At 31.1% G+C, this 16,094-nt stretch carries 12 protein-coding genes; 8 read left to right on the top strand and 4 right to left on the bottom strand.

Annotated elements, in window-relative coordinates; genetic code table 11:
* The first annotated feature begins 67 nt into the window (after positions 1-67).
* From ACXIHB_RS09095 to ACXIHB_RS09075, 5 genes are all read left to right on the top strand, one after another.
* Entirely contained in the window at positions 68-541 is a 474-nt protein-coding gene (locus tag ACXIHB_RS09095; RefSeq protein ID WP_462098092.1) for a nuclear transport factor 2 family protein, read from the top strand.
* A 4-nt stretch (positions 542-545) separates the two neighbouring features.
* Positions 546-1,466, top strand: coding sequence for a TolB family protein (locus tag ACXIHB_RS09090; RefSeq protein WP_167712832.1), 921 nt, complete (start codon positions 546-548; stop codon positions 1,464-1,466).
* Positions 1,467-1,481: 15 nt separating this feature from the next.
* A complete protein-coding gene (locus ACXIHB_RS09085; RefSeq protein ID WP_047790691.1) occupies positions 1,482-2,054 on the top strand; it encodes a sigma-70 family RNA polymerase sigma factor in 573 nt (190 codons plus the stop codon).
* A gap of 4 nt (positions 2,055-2,058) precedes the next feature.
* Positions 2,059-2,319 (top strand): hypothetical protein, encoded by a 261-nt coding sequence (locus tag ACXIHB_RS09080; protein WP_047790690.1) that lies wholly within the window; start codon positions 2,059-2,061, stop codon positions 2,317-2,319.
* Positions 2,320-2,430: 111 nt separating this feature from the next.
* A complete protein-coding gene (locus tag ACXIHB_RS09075) occupies positions 2,431-3,072 on the top strand; it encodes an O-methyltransferase (protein WP_159610934.1) in 642 nt (213 codons plus the stop codon).
* A gap of 111 nt (positions 3,073-3,183) precedes the next feature.
* Here ACXIHB_RS09075 and ACXIHB_RS09070 read toward each other — a convergent pair whose 3' ends face one another.
* The 4 genes from ACXIHB_RS09070 to ACXIHB_RS09055 form a co-directional block, all read right to left on the bottom strand.
* A complete protein-coding gene (locus tag ACXIHB_RS09070; RefSeq protein WP_253055688.1) occupies positions 3,184-4,560 on the bottom strand; it encodes a thrombospondin type 3 repeat-containing protein in 1,377 nt (458 codons plus the stop codon).
* A 148-nt stretch (positions 4,561-4,708) separates the two neighbouring features.
* Entirely contained in the window at positions 4,709-5,911 is a 1,203-nt protein-coding gene (locus ACXIHB_RS09065; protein ID WP_462098091.1) for a hypothetical protein, read from the bottom strand.
* Positions 5,912-6,000: 89 nt separating this feature from the next.
* Entirely contained in the window at positions 6,001-8,751 is a 2,751-nt protein-coding gene (locus ACXIHB_RS09060) for a TonB-dependent receptor (protein WP_462098090.1), read from the bottom strand.
* 135 nt (positions 8,752-8,886) lie between these two features.
* Positions 8,887-11,217: a TonB-dependent receptor gene (locus tag ACXIHB_RS09055; protein ID WP_462098089.1), complete on the bottom strand. Its 2,331-nt coding sequence runs from the start codon at positions 11,215-11,217 to the stop codon at positions 8,887-8,889.
* Between the two features lie 133 nt (positions 11,218-11,350).
* Here ACXIHB_RS09055 and ACXIHB_RS09050 point away from each other — a divergent pair, with 133 nt between their 5' ends.
* From ACXIHB_RS09050 to ACXIHB_RS09040, 3 genes are all read left to right on the top strand, one after another.
* Positions 11,351-12,010: a metal-dependent transcriptional regulator gene (locus tag ACXIHB_RS09050; protein ID WP_047790684.1), complete on the top strand. Its 660-nt coding sequence runs from the start codon at positions 11,351-11,353 to the stop codon at positions 12,008-12,010.
* Between the two features lie 26 nt (positions 12,011-12,036).
* On the top strand, positions 12,037-12,873 hold the full coding sequence (locus ACXIHB_RS09045; protein WP_349264673.1) for a ZIP family metal transporter: 837 nt from the start codon (positions 12,037-12,039) through the stop codon (positions 12,871-12,873).
* 89 nt (positions 12,874-12,962) lie between these two features.
* Entirely contained in the window at positions 12,963-16,091 is a 3,129-nt protein-coding gene (locus tag ACXIHB_RS09040) for a UvrD-helicase domain-containing protein (RefSeq protein WP_462098088.1), read from the top strand.
* Positions 16,092-16,094: the final 3 nt, after the last annotated feature.

The following is a 16,094-nucleotide window of genomic DNA, read 5'->3' as shown; positions in this document are numbered from 1 at the left end:
ATCTTCTGTTAATTAAATTTTAGCCTTTTATTTTTTTAATAGCTTTACCTAACTAAATCAAACTAACGTGCAAAAGGTTTTTACTATATTAATTGTTTTTGCTCTTACAACTGTGATAAGTGCACAAGAAAGCTCAGAAAAAAAAGTCATTAAAAAAACTATTGAAACTTTTTTTGAAGGACTTCATAAAGGTGATAGTACATTAGTAAGCTCAACTCTTAATTCTACAATTAACATTCAAACTACTTTTACTAATAAGGAAGGTAAAAAAGTTTTAGTTACAGAAAGTAAATCTAAACTGCTTGCTAATATTGCTAATAAAAAACCAGAACATACTTATTTAGAAAAATTAATATCATGGGATATTAAAGTGGATGGTAATTTAGCTTCTGTATGGACTCTGTACGAATTTTACCTCAATGATAAGTTTAGTCATTGTGGAGCAAATTCCTTCCAACTTTTTAATAATAATGGAAAATGGGAGATTATATACTTAGTTGATATGAGACGTAGAAACAATTGTAAAGCCCTTAAACAATAGTTTTATGAAAAAAATTGGATTTCTTTTTTTATTTGTTTCTTGCTTTAGTTTTGCTCAAGAACCTGAATTATTTCATCCAGAGTTATTTAGTGATTTACCAAACGTCAGAGATTTTTCAATAAGCAAAAATCAAGATGAATTTTATTTCACTGTTGAAAGCTACTTGAAAGAATATTCGTTTATAGCTTTTTCAAAAAAAGTAAATGGAAAATGGCAGAAACCTGGAGTTGTTAACTTTTCTGGTAGGCATAAAGACTTAGAGCCCTTTTTGTCTCCTGACGGATTGAAGCTTTTCTTTGCTTCTAACAGAAAGAATAATACCTCTGGTGAGGTAAAGAAAGACATGGATATTTGGTATGTAACACGTGAGTCTTTTTCTCATGATTGGTCTAAGCCTATAAATATTGGGTCGCCAGTTAATACTCCTGCGGATGAATTTTATCCGTCAGTGACAAAAAAAGGAGACCTATTTTTTACTGCAGAATATGAAAACTCTAAAGGTAAAGAAGATATTTATGTAAGTAGACTTATTAATGGTGTTTACTCCAAACCTGTTTCTCTTGGTCCTGGAGTAAATTCTGAAAAATACGAGTTTAATGCCTTTGTTGCTCCAGATGAAAGTTTTATCATTTTCACTTCGTATGGAAGAAAAGATGATTTAGGTAGAGGTGACCTATACATAAGTAAAAAAGGAAGAAATAACGAATGGTTAGCTTCTAGGCATTTAACAAATATTAACTCTAACAAATTAGATTACTGCCCTTTTGTAGACCTTTCAAGTAATAAAATTTATTATACAACAAATAAAAGTAAAATTTCAAATAAGTTAAGTAAAAAGAAAAGTTTAGATGAAATAATTAATTTTATTAAAAATACTCCTAATGGACTAAGTAGAATTTATGTTACTTATTTCCACAAAAAATAACTTATCTTTGATTTAATGAATCTAACAAATCCTTCAAATACTTTATCTCCTGATAAATGGGTAGACAACTATGCAGATTATTTATTCAATTATGCTGTTGTTCGTGTAAATAATTCAAACATAGCTAAAGATTTAGTGCAAGAAACTTTTTTTGCAGGATTAAAATCTGCTAAAAACTTTGAAGGAAAGTCTACAGAACGAACATGGCTAGTTTCAATCTTAAAGAGAAAAATAATCGATTATTATCGAAAAATAAATTCTAAAAAAGGACAAGCTGAAGTTAGAATGAGTTTTTATGATAGCGGAGAAAATGAAGGAAACTGGATTGAGGAGCGAGTACCACAAACATGGGATAATGATGCTGATAGGAATATTGAAAATGAAGAGTTAAAAAATCAATTAGATAAATGTATTGATGGCCTTCCTGAAAAATATGCCATGGTTTTTAAAATGAAAACAATTCAACAATTTGAAACTGAAGATATTTGTAAGGAGTTAGATATTTCTCCGTCCAATTTATGGGTTATAATACATAGAGCAAGAACACAGTTAAGAAGCTGTATGGAAAAGAACTGGTTTAATAAGTAAAAAAATGTTTAAATTTTTAAAAATTACATGTGATGAAGCTACTACCATTTGTGACAAAAGTCAATATGGAGAAGCTTCTATATATGAAAGAATGCAACTTACTTGGCATTTATTAACTTGTAAGATTTGTGCCTTGTATACAAAACAAAATAGAAAAATGTCTGATATCTTCAAGTTAAAATCAGAAGATTGTAAAAAACATACCGCTTGTTTATCAAGTAAAGACAAAGAAAAATTAAAAGAACAGTTAAGTAAATTTAATTAGACAATTTTGGTTTTTTAAAGAACCATTTTTTGATTTTTTGTTAGATTGAAACGGAATTTATTATAGTGATAAATTCCGTTTTTTTAATTTTGCCCATTAAAAACAACCTACATGAACTTTTTACCTGAAGAATTAGATAATTATGTTGTTAAACATTCTCAAGCTGAACCAAAAATACTACAAGAACTAAGTAGAGAAACTTGGCAAAAGGTTTTAAACCCTCGCATGTTAAGTGGAGCTTTTCAAGGAAGAGTTTTATCTATGATTTCAAAATTAATTCAACCTAAATCAATTTTAGAGATTGGTACATACACAGGGTATTCTGCTTTATGCTTGGCTGAAGGACTTTCAAAAGATGGAATGATTCATACGATTGATAAAAATGAAGAGTTAGAGGAGCTCCAACATAAATACTTTCAGCAATCTGACCATAAAAACCAAATAACTCAATATGTTGGTAATGCTTTAGATATAATTCCAACTATAAATTCCAAATTTGATTTAGTATTTATCGATGCAGATAAATCTAACTATGTAAACTATTTTCGCTTGATTATTGAAAAAATGAATAAAGGAGGTGTTATTTTATCTGATAATGTACTTTGGAGCGGAAAGGTAGTTGAGAAGTTAAATCCTAAAGATATAGACACTAAAGTTCTTTTAGAGTATAATAGACTTTTAAATGAAGATAGTCGTTTAGAAACTGTATTACTGCCTATAAGAGATGGATTAACTATTAGTAGAATTGTTTAAAAAATAGTTGATAAGGAATATAGCTCAAGTACATTTGATGCAGGGAACCCACCAAAAGAATAAATAAAAAAACCGAGCAATTTGCTCGGTTTTTTGTTTAAAGAAAGGATATTAATTCTTTTTATAAATTTTACTTTTTTTACCGTCTTTATTAATAAAATAGAAACCTTTGGGCAGGCTTTTAATAACGTCAGTTTCTTCTGTTTCATTGTTGATAGTAGTATCTTTAACCTTATTCCCGTTTACATCATGAATAGTCAACTGAGTAGGTGTTTTTGAAGAAGAGGAGTTAACACTAGTGTAAGCCTGATTGTTATTCTCATTAGATTCAGAGGTGTTATTATCATAGTCAGCTATAGCATGTAAATAATAAAAATTGGTGAGATTATTTCCTAAATAAGTATCTCTTATATGTGTTTCTGAACACATTTTTCCTGTTTGGTTAGGAGAGATAGTTAAAGATGACTTAGGATATGGAAGGTTTGATACAATACTAGCTTTACTTAAGTCGGAATTATTTGTTAAGATTAAAGCTGTATTGTTGATTGTGCCAGTTACAGCACCTGTGTTTTTAATATTCACACAGAATTTATGGTCTTGATTTTCTCTAAGAGTTAATGAATTATCATCGTTCGTATTTGTGGTTAAACCACCTGCATCAATAGATATGCTTACAATTACAAAATCAGGATTGCCAACAGGACATCCATTGTTAGAAGAAGGACCTGCTTGGTTGGGGCAGTTGTCTTGCCAGTTTTGTACCCCATCACCATCAAAATCTCTAGTATCTTTAGGAACCGTATAAGTAAGTATCTCTGAATTACCAGCATATTCAAATTTCAAATAAAATTTTCTTTTAGGGTCGGTGTCATAGTCAATAAAGCTAGTTCCCCATGGTTCTCTTTTGGTTAAAATGGGGAAGAACTCTTCATCCATTTCCCATACAGTTTTTGTTATCAGGTTACTTTGATTGATACTGTTGTAGTATATAGAGATAGTAATATCATTATTACCACTATTATTTTTACCTCTATAATCACCTTGAATTTCGTATTCGTATTCAAAAGTAGTATTTCTTGAAAAATTTTTATAGTATGCTTGATTTACTTTAAAACTTTTTATTTGTTTTGGTAAAGGAGTGCTTCTACATGATATTTGAGTTATTGAATGAGGAAGGCTTAATCTGTAATCTTCATCTGAATGTTCACCAACTCTTGAAGATGTTAAATAATAGTAATTGAAGCCCTGACCAAAATCTAAAAAGTAGAACTTGTTTGGTTCTAAAGGTGTTGAGTCTTGAATGTTCACATAAAACCTACCAATTAAATCTTGAAAATCAAATGTCTCTTCACAAGGAATGTTTTCAACCATTTCTTTATTGAAAGTACCTAAAGCTTTAGAGCTTGAATAGAAAACGTGAGAATTATAAGATTGAGAAAAAGCTTGTAGTGACAATAGGCATGCTAAAAGGAATAATTTTTTTTTCATAGTTTATATATTTTATAATTAATCACTTATAAAAATCAAGATTTTTTCTTGTTTATGAGTTAACAACAGATTACTAAAAAGTAAATAAACTATAAAACAAAAAAACCGAGCATATTGCTCGGTTTTTTTATTTTTAATTAGAGTTAGATTACTTTTTTAAAGTATATCCTGTCCAAGAAAATTTTGTAAAGTCAGCTCCTCTACCTGCTTTTACAGTTAAGTTATCACCATCAGCAGTAATAGCTTCAGCATCTTCTACAACAGTTCCAGTAATATTCCCACCTTCTTTGTTATCACCAACAGTACCCATTTTATAAGAGTTTGTGATTGTTAAAAATCCATTGCCCTTATCATCTTTTGTGTCAATTAAATTTCCAAAAGTAGCACCGCCATAAGCAGCAAATAAAGCATTGTCAATTGTAGCTTCAGTTCCTCTTCTAATTTCAGCTCCTGCTTTTAAAGCTGTAACGCTAGATAAGTTTAATACTGTAACATTTTTAATCGTAGGAGTAGATATTGGTGCAGCTGCTGGGTTAGAACCATTACTGTCTCCTTCTATACCTCTTGGGTCTTCAGTAGCATCGTTAAATCCGTTTTCTCTTACACCAAACATGTTGTCCATAGTTCCTGTATAACCTCCAGTAAAGTCAAACATATCATCCTTAATGTTAATACACATTACATTTGTTACGTTAACAGTACCTCCGAAGAATTCAATACCATCATCAGCTCCATTAGAAACAACTAAATTGTTAATTGTTGTACCTGACCCTACAGTATAGAAAGAAAATCCATTAAATTCTTGATCTCCGTTGATTTTAGCTCCTGTGTACTCAGCTTTAACATACGTTAATGTTCCTGAGTTATCATCATCTTGAGTACCACCATATTTTAAACCGGCTACTTCAGTTTCTGCTTCAGCTCCTTTATTTGTTTTAGCTTTACCAGCAATAACAATACCTCCCCAATCTCCTAATCTAGGACTAGTTGCATTAGAAGTAAAAACAATTGGCTGAGAAGCCGTTCCTGCAGCTTCTAATTTTGCACCTCTTTCAACAGCTACATAAACATCAGTACCTCCTGCCTTGCACTTAATAGTTGTTCCTGGCTCTATAGTTAAAATTTTACCTTCTTTTACTCTTAAAGAACTAGTTAATAAATATTCAACTCCAGCTTTTAATGTAATGTCTGCATTAACATTTCCTTTTAAGTCTTTAGGATCAAAGTCATCTTGCCCGTTAATTTCTAAATCAAAACCTTGGCTTGGAGGTGTAACTGGGTCATCATCAGAACATCCAACCATTAATGATGCAGAAACTGCTAAAATTGATAGTAATTTAATTGTTTTCATTTTTTCTTTTATTTATTTTAAATAGTGTTGCAAATTTGGTGTTATTGCTTCAAGGTAAGATTACCTTAAGTTTAATAAAATATTAATAATTATAATTTGTAAGATAACCCTAATGAGAAGTCAATTCCTCTTTTGAAAGATTTTGTTACAAGTTTGTTAGGTACATCTCTATACATTTCATAGCTAGGGTTTAATAAGTTTTTGGCATTAATTTTTAAACCAAGCTTCTTGTTGAACTGTCTTTTAAAAACGAAGTCTAGTGTTGGTATAGATTTCTGATAAATACTTTGTAACCCATTAACTGAACCAATACTGTAAAGTTTCTCTCCCTGATAATTAAATATTAAGGTAGCAATTGTTTCTTTATTATCTTTTTTGTAATTGTAAGAAATATCCGTATTTAATAAAAACGGTGCTGCTCCTTCAGTAGGTTCCTCTGAGTTGGTGGGATTAAACTGATTTGTAACATTAAATGTTTGATTGGTGTTCATATATGTCGCATTCAACCCTAACTTAATATTTTGGTCATGTTCATCGTTGTTTTTAGAAAGGTTAAGAATTTGTTTTCTTAGTTCTATTTCTGCTCCATAAATAGTGGTGTTACCGGTGTTGTTGAAAGAGAAAAAGTTGTCAGAAGCTGCATTTAACTCTATTCTATTTATACCATCTTCAATGTACTTACCGAAAATGGTTGCAGAAATTAATTCTCCTCTATTAGGGAACATTTCCCATTTAAAATCTAAATTATAATTTGTTGAAGGTTGTAGGTTTTCATTACCTTCTTCTTGATAATCTACACCTTCATAAACAAAAGGAGCGACTTCTTTAAATTGTGGGTAGGTGTACGTTTTACTAGCAGATAACCTTAGTAAGTTATCATCATTAATGTCATACTTTAAGTTTAAGGAAGGTAAAATATAATTATCTCTCAGCTTTTTAGGTCCTCCATTGTCTGTAGTGGAGTTTGTTAAGTTTGTTTTCCATGCAACATCCATCCAGATATTTTCATATCGAGCACCTATATTCATAAAGAACTTATCTGTTATTTGATAATCTAACATGGCATAAGCGGCATTTGTCATTTTATCAGCATCATAAGTGAAAGGATCTAAAGCGTTGTCTCCAAATCCGAATCCAGTTTTTAATCTAAAAACACCATTGTCTAATGATTGCTGATTTAAAACTTGACTAATATTATTTGGGTCAACTTCTGTAGGAGCAGCTAAATCATAATCAAAATAAATAGCTCTAAAGTCTCTAACAGTATTTCTAAATTCGTACCCTAAAGTTATCTTAGCTTTGTGTTCGTCTTTTATTCTTGTTCCAAAATATTTAATTAAGCTAGTCTTAGCTGCAAAATCATCTTCAGTTAAATTATGATAGTATCTACTATTATTTCTAGCAGCCCCCGAAGCAAACTTTATAGTATTGTCATTTTTATTTACAACAAAAATATTTTTCTTTCTATTAGGCTCATCATTATTAACCATGTTATATGTTGCGCCTAAATTTAAATCAATAGATTCACCAAATTTATGCTCGGATAATAATTGATTTACGAAAAGTCTATTTTGGTTTTCTGTTTGAAGAATTATGTTAGCAAATATTCCTTCAGAATCAGCAACATCAGGCTTTTTTCCATAATAATCTTGTATGTTTTGATTGTTTGAGTGTATGAATAATGAATTATAAGAAACTTTATGATTATTATTAATCTTATAAATAAAATTCCCCATCAACATTTTGGAAGTTTCATAATTATATTGTTTAGCAGATGTAAAGCGGTTTCCTGTTGATCCATCATTTCTAAGGTAGTTTATTGATATTCCATTTCTGAAGTTATATTTATTTCCAAAGGAACCTACTAAAAACATAGATAGACTTGAGTCTTCGTTTATATCAAACCTCTTACTACCTGAGATTGATAAATTAGTATTTAAAGCAGCGTGAGTATTATTTGGAGTAAAATTATCTGTAAAAGGTAAAATATTAAGACTAGTTACTTTATGTTTAGTGTTGTTAGCTATACCAAACCAATTTGCACCATCAATTGTCTTGAAACTTTTGCCAGTTGTTTGTGTGTTAGCGCTAGAAGAAAAACCAATATTGATTGAAGAATTTCCAGAGTGTTCTTTAGAAGCTAAATCGATATTTGCACCTGAAACATCTCCGCTTAAATTAGCAGAAAAAGTTTTGCTTACTCCAATGTTTTGGATCATGTCAGTCCCAAAAAGCTCTAAAGATATGTTCTTAAACCTAGGGTCGTTAGAAGGTAAAGGTAATCCATTTAAAGTTGTTGTGTTATATCGATCCCCCAAACCTCTAACATAAACTTTATTGGAACCTTCTTGTTTTGATATCCCAGCTACTTTAGTTGTAGCAGTAGCAGCATCACTAACTCCTTTTTTAGATAGTTCTTGGGCTCCAATACTTTCTTTAATTACTGTAGCTTTTCTTTGTTCTAATAGTAAAGCAGTTTCTTTTTCTCTACTAACAGTTGCGTTAATTTTAACCTCGTCAAGTGCTACCCCTTCATTAGCGCCTAATTCTTGGTTTACTATAAGTGTTTCGTTTTCTTTTATTACTATTTGTTTTTCAATAGTTTGATAACCAACGAAACTAAACACAATGGTTTGGTTTCCTGCAGGTACACTAAGTGTGTACTTACCGTCCATATCGGTTGTCCCCCCGATAGAAGTTCCTTTAATAAAGACATTAGCAAAAGGTAACGCCTCTCCGCTCATTTCTTTGTCAGTAACTGTACCAGTAACAGTACCTTTGCTTTGAGAAAATGCTAGATTACATAAGCTTAAAAAAGCTATAAATAATATTTTTTTCATTCTAATCTTTGAATTCTGTTTATTTATCCCGCAAAATTCAAGTTAAATAGTAAAGCTAATGTTAGGTGTAAATTACGTTTGTATTATTAGAATGTTTAGTTAATGTTAACGGACTTTCTATATGTTATCAAAGCATTAATTGTTTGTAAACTTTATACCAAAAACAAAGGTTCTCGGTGTAGCAGGACCGTAAATGAAATTGCTGTCACGCTCTTTACCTATATCAAATTTTGACTGGTATTCATCAAAAAGATTTTTGATTCCAGTAGTAAATTCTAGGTTCGTGTTTAGTTTTTCTAAATTAAATGTATAGCTAGCGTTAACCCCTAAATTAAAAAAAGAAGGAGAACTAAAGTATTCGTCTTCTGTTAAATTTTTGGGTGAAGCTAAATGTAGTACTTCCATACTTCCAGTATATACTAAATTTAGAGCTGTTTTAAATTTTTGGTTTGGAGTATAAGTCGCAGTAGCATATCCGTAAGTGTTTGGTGTACGTAAAAATTCTTTTTTTAAGGGTAGTTCGTCTGAGTTGTTTACAGCTGAGTTGTATTTACTAGATTGGTAGGTGAACCCAGCATCTAGCTGTAGAATTCCATCGTAGTTTAATCGTGTTTCTAAAGTAATTCCTTTTACTACGGCGCCATCACCATTTCTTTTTTCAAAAACTTCACCAAACTCATCTTCTCCAATAGACTCTAAATAAAAAGCATCTTTTAAGTTAGTGTAAAAACTCTCAAAAGTAAATCCGTAAATATAATGCTCAGTAGGCTTGTCGTAGTTGAATGAAAGTGTGTAGCTGTTAGAGCGTTCTCTTTTTAAATCATCTGCTAATAATACTCGAGAAATTCCACCACCAGCAAAAGCTATGTGTAAATCGGTGTCAAAAGCTTGTGGAGCTCTAAAACCAGTTCCCCAAGTTCCTCTAATTTGTGTGTTTTCAAAAGGCTTGTATAGTAAAGATACTCGTGGACTAGCTACGTTGTTTACAATAGTTTTTTCTGTTCCGTCTTGCTTTAAAGCGTTTAATTTATGGTTGTCGTAACGAATACCTGTTAGTAAATTTAATTGCTTGTTGATTTCCCAATCGCTTTGGAAAAAGAATCCGAAGTTTTGTGTTAATTGATCTACTTTGTACTCGTATGCTTCTATAACATCAAAAACATCATCTTGTACAAATTCGCCTCCAATAGTCAGTACATTATTTCCACCTAAAAATTTCTCTAATTTATGATTGAATTGTAAACCTCCTTGAAAAGTCGTTGTCGTAGAGTTACCATATGGTGGTTTAGCTAAATGTTCTGTGTCTTCAGGAGTGTTTGTGTCAGGGCGAATTCCTGTGTAGTGTTCTCTATCGGTATATTGTGTAGCTAAATAGGAAATTATAGAGCTTTTGTCATCATTAAAATTAATTTGATAATCAATATTTCCTACATAAACATCATGCACACGTTCTTCTGATTGTAGCGCAAAATGAGGAGCTTTATCTACCATTTCACCACCATAACGATATTCATTCATTTTACTAAAGTTAACCTCTATTTTTTGATTATCTGTTGGAAGGAAGAGTAAATTAGTTCCAAAGGAATTATTTTTCAATTCAGGTAATTCAGAAAAATTATCACCATTAGCATCATACAGGTCTCTTTTTCTATTATTGATAAAAAACGAAGCACCAGCATTTCTGTCTTCATTTACTATTGTAGCATTTCCAGCAATTATGTGATCTGAAACTCCTTTAATATTTTGATAAGTATAACCAATGCTGTAATTATTTTTCTTCGGAATTTTTGTAATTACATTTACAGTTCCTCCTATGGCACTTGAACCATATAAGGCAGAGCCACCACCGCGGACTACTTCTATACGTTCAATCATATTAGTAGGTACTTGTTCTAGACCATATAACCCAGTTAACGGACTAAAAATAGGACGACCATTAATTAAAATTTGTGAATACCCGCCAGCTAAACCATTCATACGAAGTTGGGTATAGTTACAAGTTTGGCAATCTGTTTCTACACGTAAACCAGTTTGGAATTTTAACCCTTCAGATAAGTTACAAGCTTGTACGTCTGATAAGGTTTGGCTATTGATAACATTAACTATAACTGGGCTGTTAGTTCTGCGTTTATCAGTACGTGTTCCAGTAACAGTAACTTGATCTAGAATTTCTGCAGTTTCAGTCAGTATGAAATTTACAGTTTTCTCTTCGTTAGCGTTTATTGTAATAGTCTTTCTTTCTGATAAAAAACCAATAGATGAAGCAACTAAAACAAATTTGTTTTTAGCTGTTTTTAATGTGTAGTTTCCAGATTCATCTGTAGTTGTTCCGTTTTCTGTTCCCTTTATAAATACATTAGCGAAAGGTATGGTTTCTCCTGAAGATGAAGTGACTTTCCCTTTAATTGTTTGTCCGCTTACAATAGTTGATAATAATATAATTACTAAGGTAATATGATTTTTCATGTTGAAAATAGTTTACTGTTAAACAGTTTTTGAAATTAAATATTTTTGCAAATATAAATTAATTTTTAGTCTTGACTAAAAATATGTTTAATTAAATCAAAAACTATATATTTGCATACCTAAAAAAAATATAATGTTTAGTCAATCTGAAGAAAACTATATAAAAACAATGTATCATTTAGCTGCTGATTACAAAAAAGGAATTAGCACGAATGCGATTGCAAAGAAGTTAGATACAAAAGCTTCTTCAGTAACTGATATGGTTAAAAAATTATCAGAAAAAAACGTAGTTAGCTATAAAAAATACCAAGGAGTAACATTAACTGATTTTGGAAAGAAAATAGCAGCAAATATTGTTCGTAAACATAGGTTATGGGAAGTTTTCTTGGTAGATAAGCTTAATTTTTCTTGGGATGAAGTGCATGAAGTAGCAGAACAGTTAGAGCATATTAAATCTCCAAAATTAATTAACGAATTAGATGCTTTTTTAGATTATCCAAAAAGAGACCCGCATGGAGACCCTATTCCAGATAAAGAAGGAAACCTGCAAATAATAGAAAAAAGTTTGTTGTCTACTTTAAAGAAAAATGAAATAGGTGTTTGCGTTGGAGTTGATGATAGTTCTTCAGAGTTTTTACGATTTTTAGATAAGCAAGAAATAGCATTAGGAAAACAAATAAAAGTGGTAGAAAAAGAGCCTTTTGATGGTTCTTTAGTTATAGAAATGGATGGAAAAACTCTTACAGTATCCAATAAAATAGCAAGCAATCTATATATTCAAAAACCACGTTAAGCAAATAATAAGAAATAATTTTATAAATGAATTTATTTAATCAACTAGTAAGTTTTGGTAAAGAACACCCAATTCAAGCAGCCTTGTATGCCTCGTTATTTACTTGGGGTTTAACTGCTTTAGGAGCAAGTTTAGTATTCTTTTTTAAAAAAATGAATAGAGCTGTTTTAGATGGAATGCTTGGTTTTACAGGAGGAGTAATGGTGGCAGCAAGTTTTTGGAGTTTGCTATCACCTGCAATTGATAACAGTCCGGGTGAAGGATTTGTAAAAGTACTTCCTTCGGCAATAGGGTTTGCTCTGGGGGCTTTGGCGCTTTTTGGAATGGATAAATGGTTGCCACATTTGCATATTAATTTTAAAGAAGACGAAGTTGAAGGAGTTAAAACAAATTGGCATAAAACAACTTTGTTGGTTTTGGCAATTACCTTACACAATATTCCAGAAGGTTTGGCAGTAGGAGTGTTGTTTGGAGCAGCTTCAACCATGGTTGGGGTAGAGCAAACCGAAATGATAATTGCTGCTATTTCGCTAGCTATTGGTATTGGAATTCAAAATTTCCCAGAAGGATTTGCAGTTGCAATGCCATTAAGAAGACAAGGCGTAAGTCGTTTTAAAAGTTTTTGGTACGGACAATTATCAGCTATCGTTGAGCCTATGGCAGCAGTTCTAGGTGCAGTAGCGGTATCTTTTTTTACGCCAATTTTACCTTATGCATTAGCATTTGCTGCAGGAGCGATGATTTTTGTAGTAGTTGAAGAAGTAATTCCTGAAACCCAACGAGATAAATATACTGATATTGCTACCTTAGGTTTTATTGGTGGGTTTATAGTAATGATGTCGTTAGATGTTGGTTTAGGATAGAAAAACCCTCGTATGAAACATAAAAGTACAATTCCCGCAAAAGCGGGAATCTTTTTTTGGTTAAATTGCCTACCTAATTATATTTTACTTTGTTAGAAAACCCGTCAACTTTTCAAGTATACAATGCTTCTGCTGGTAGTGGTAAAACTTTTACATTAGTTAAAGAGTATCTAAAAGTTTTGTTGCAATCTGAAGATATTTTTCGCTTTCAAAAAATATTGGCAATTACGTTTACCAACAAGGCGGCTGGTGAAATGAAAGAGCGTGTATTAGATAACTTACAAGCTTTTGCAGAAGGAGAAGCAAATGATTTGCTTGAGATTATTTTAGAAGAAACATTACTTGATAGAAGTGTCGTAAAAGACCGAAGTAAAAAAATATTAAATGAAATTCTTCGAAATTATTCTGCTTTTTCAATTACTACGATTGATAGTTTTACACATAAAATTATTAAGAGTTTTGCTTATGATTTAGGGCTACCACTTAATTTTGAAGTGGAAATGGATGCTGTTTCTTTGCTAAATGAAGCAGTAGATGTACTGATTTCAAAAATAGGAAGTGATGAAGCGTTGACTAAATTACTTATTGATTTTTCTCTAGATAAAGCAGATGATGATAAATCATGGGATATCTCTCGTGAATTAAATGAGTTTGCTAAAATTTTGTTGAATGAAGATGATACCAAGCATTTTAAAAACCTAGCTGATAACGAACTTGCCGATTTTACTAATCTAAAAACAAAGTTGTCAAAACATCAAACGCAAATAAAAAAACGTTGGAAAGAAATTGGAGAAGAAGCTTTGCAAGCTATTCAATCAGTACAGCTAGATCATAAAGATTTTTACCGATCAATGTTGCCAAATCATTTTGCAGCACTGTCTAAAAATCCTGAAAAAGCAAAGTTTTTTGATCAAAGTAAATTAAGGGAACGAATTGAGGAGGGTAACTTTTATTCAAAATCAAAATCAGAGGATATAAAATCTGCAATTGAGGGGGTTTTGCCAAAGTTATTGAGTTTGTACACTGAATCGGAAAAGTTATATCAACAGTTTTCAATGAATAAGCTAGCGTTGAAAAGTATTATTCCATTAGCAGTTTTAAACAATATCAATCAAGAATTAACACACTTAAAAGAAGAAAATAATTTAAGATTGAATGCAGAATTCAATCATTTAATTTCTGAAAACATCAAAGACCAACCTGCTCCGTTTATTTACGAGCGAATCGGGCAACGATTTATGCATTATTTTATTGATGAAATGCAAGATACATCAACCTTACAATGGCAAAATTTAATACCGTTAATAGATAATGCGCTAGCACAAGAAAATAGTAATTTGTTGTTGGTAGGTGATGGAAAACAAGCAATTTATCGTTGGCGTGGAGGTAAATCAGAACAATTTATAGGATTGGGTTCAGAAAAAGATAATCCGTTTCAAATTTCTAAAGAAGTAAGGACTTTAGAAACTAATTTTAGAAGTTATGCTGAGGTGATTAATTTTAATAATCAGTTCTTTCAACATACAGCAAATTTTCTTCAAAACGAATCATATAAACAATTATTTATTGAAGGAAATAAACAATTAACAACTGCTAAAAAAGGGGGATATGTCTCGCTTTCTTTTTTAAGGAAAGAAGAAAATAAAGAAGAGGAAGGAATTAAGTATCCAAAGAAAGTTTTAGAGCTTGTTAAAAATTTAGAAGCTGACTTTACGCTGAATGAGATTTGTATTTTAGTTCGTAAAAAGAAAGATGGAATTGCAGTAGCAAATTACTTATCTGAAAACGGAATTGATATAGTTTCCTCTGAAACATTACTGTTAGAAAATAGTTCTAAAGTCAATTTTATAGTAAATGTTTTGCAAGTAATTCAGCATCCAAATGATAAGGAAACCTGTCTGGAAATGCTTTATTTTTTGCAAGAACATTTAAAAGTAGCTAAAGATAAGCACTTGTTTATCGATAGTTTAATACATCAACCAAATGAAAAACTCTTTTTAGAGTTAAAAGAATATGGAACATTTTTTGATTTATCTACATTTCATCAGTTACCTTTTTACGAGAAAATAGAGGAAATTATTAGAAGTTTTCAGCTAATAGCTTCATCAGATGCCTATGTGCAATTCTTTTTAGATGTGGTTTTAGAACAACAACGAAAAGGAACAAGTATTCAAGAATTTTTAGATTATTGGTCGGAAAAAAAAGATAAGCTGAGCATTGTAGCTCCAGAGAGTGGAAATGCGGTACAGGTTATGACAATTCATAAATCAAAAGGTTTAGAATTTCCAGTAGTTATTTTTCCGTATGATTTAGATGTTTACAGGCAAGTAAATCCGAAAGTTTGGTTAAATGAGTTACCAGAGAATTACGACAAGTTTAAAGAATTACTCGTTCCTTTTAATAAAGAGTTGAATTATGTGAATGATAGAGGTTTTGAGATTTATGAACAACAAAGAGAAGAGCTGGAATTAGATAATTTCAATTTATTATATGTAGCACTCACTAGGGCTGTTGAGCAATTATATATTGTAACAGAAAATAAAATTTCATCCAAAGGAGAAGAAAATACGAATTTTTACTCGGGAGTATTTATTAACTACCTAAAAAAGGTAGGTGAATGGAATGATGAAGTTTTGGAGTATTCCTTTGGAAATAAAGAAAGGGTAAGTATTTTAAAAGAGAAAGCATCAGGAGTTCAAATACAAGAGTGCTTTATATCTACACCTTGGAAAGAACATAATATACATATGCTGGCAAGTGCATCAAAATTATGGGATACAGAACAAGGAAAAGCTATTGAGTTTGGTAATTTGGTTCATGAAATGATGGCAGAAATAAAGACGAAAGAAGATGTTGAGAAAGTGGTTTATCGTTATGAACAGCAAGGAGTATTGCCACGAGAAAAATCATCTGAAGTAATAAAAAATATACAACAAATAGCAAATCACTCTGAGTTAAAAGAATATTTTTCTGAAGAAGTTGTAGTGTTTAACGAGAGAGAAATTGTAGATATTGATGGGCAAATAGTAATTCCAGATAGGTTAGTTTTTTATTCGAAAGACGAAGTCGTGATTATAGATTACAAAACAGGGAAGCCCTCTAAAGCATATCATCAGCAATTATTGCGATATGGAAGAGTATTACAAGCATTGAATTTTAAGGTGTTGAAAAAACTACTTGTATATATTGACGAAGAAATTTTGGTTGAAGAAGTTTAACAA

This window comes from Tenacibaculum sp. IMCC1 (assembly GCF_054906355.1).
Note: the sequence above shows the minus strand (reverse complement) of the source record. Positions and strands in the feature narration are given on the sequence as shown.

Coding starts and splice junctions, on each gene's coding strand:
- ACXIHB_RS09090 (WP_167712832.1), top strand. CDS start 546: ATGAAAAAAATTGGATTTCTTTTTTTATTTGTTTCTTGCTTTAGTTTT.
- ACXIHB_RS09085 (WP_047790691.1), top strand. CDS start 1,482: ATGAATCTAACAAATCCTTCAAATACTTTATCTCCTGATAAATGGGTA.
- ACXIHB_RS09080 (WP_047790690.1), top strand. CDS start 2,059: ATGTTTAAATTTTTAAAAATTACATGTGATGAAGCTACTACCATTTGT.
- ACXIHB_RS09075 (WP_159610934.1), top strand. CDS start 2,431: ATGAACTTTTTACCTGAAGAATTAGATAATTATGTTGTTAAACATTCT.
- ACXIHB_RS09070 (WP_253055688.1), bottom strand. CDS start 4,560: ATGAAAAAAAAATTATTCCTTTTAGCATGCCTATTGTCACTACAAGCT.
- ACXIHB_RS09065 (WP_462098091.1), bottom strand. CDS start 5,911: ATGAAAACAATTAAATTACTATCAATTTTAGCAGTTTCTGCATCATTA.
- ACXIHB_RS09060 (WP_462098090.1), bottom strand. CDS start 8,751: ATGAAAAAAATATTATTTATAGCTTTTTTAAGCTTATGTAATCTAGCA.
- ACXIHB_RS09055 (WP_462098089.1), bottom strand. CDS start 11,217: ATGAAAAATCATATTACCTTAGTAATTATATTATTATCAACTATTGTA.
- ACXIHB_RS09050 (WP_047790684.1), top strand. CDS start 11,351: ATGTTTAGTCAATCTGAAGAAAACTATATAAAAACAATGTATCATTTA.
- ACXIHB_RS09045 (WP_349264673.1), top strand. CDS start 12,037: ATGAATTTATTTAATCAACTAGTAAGTTTTGGTAAAGAACACCCAATT.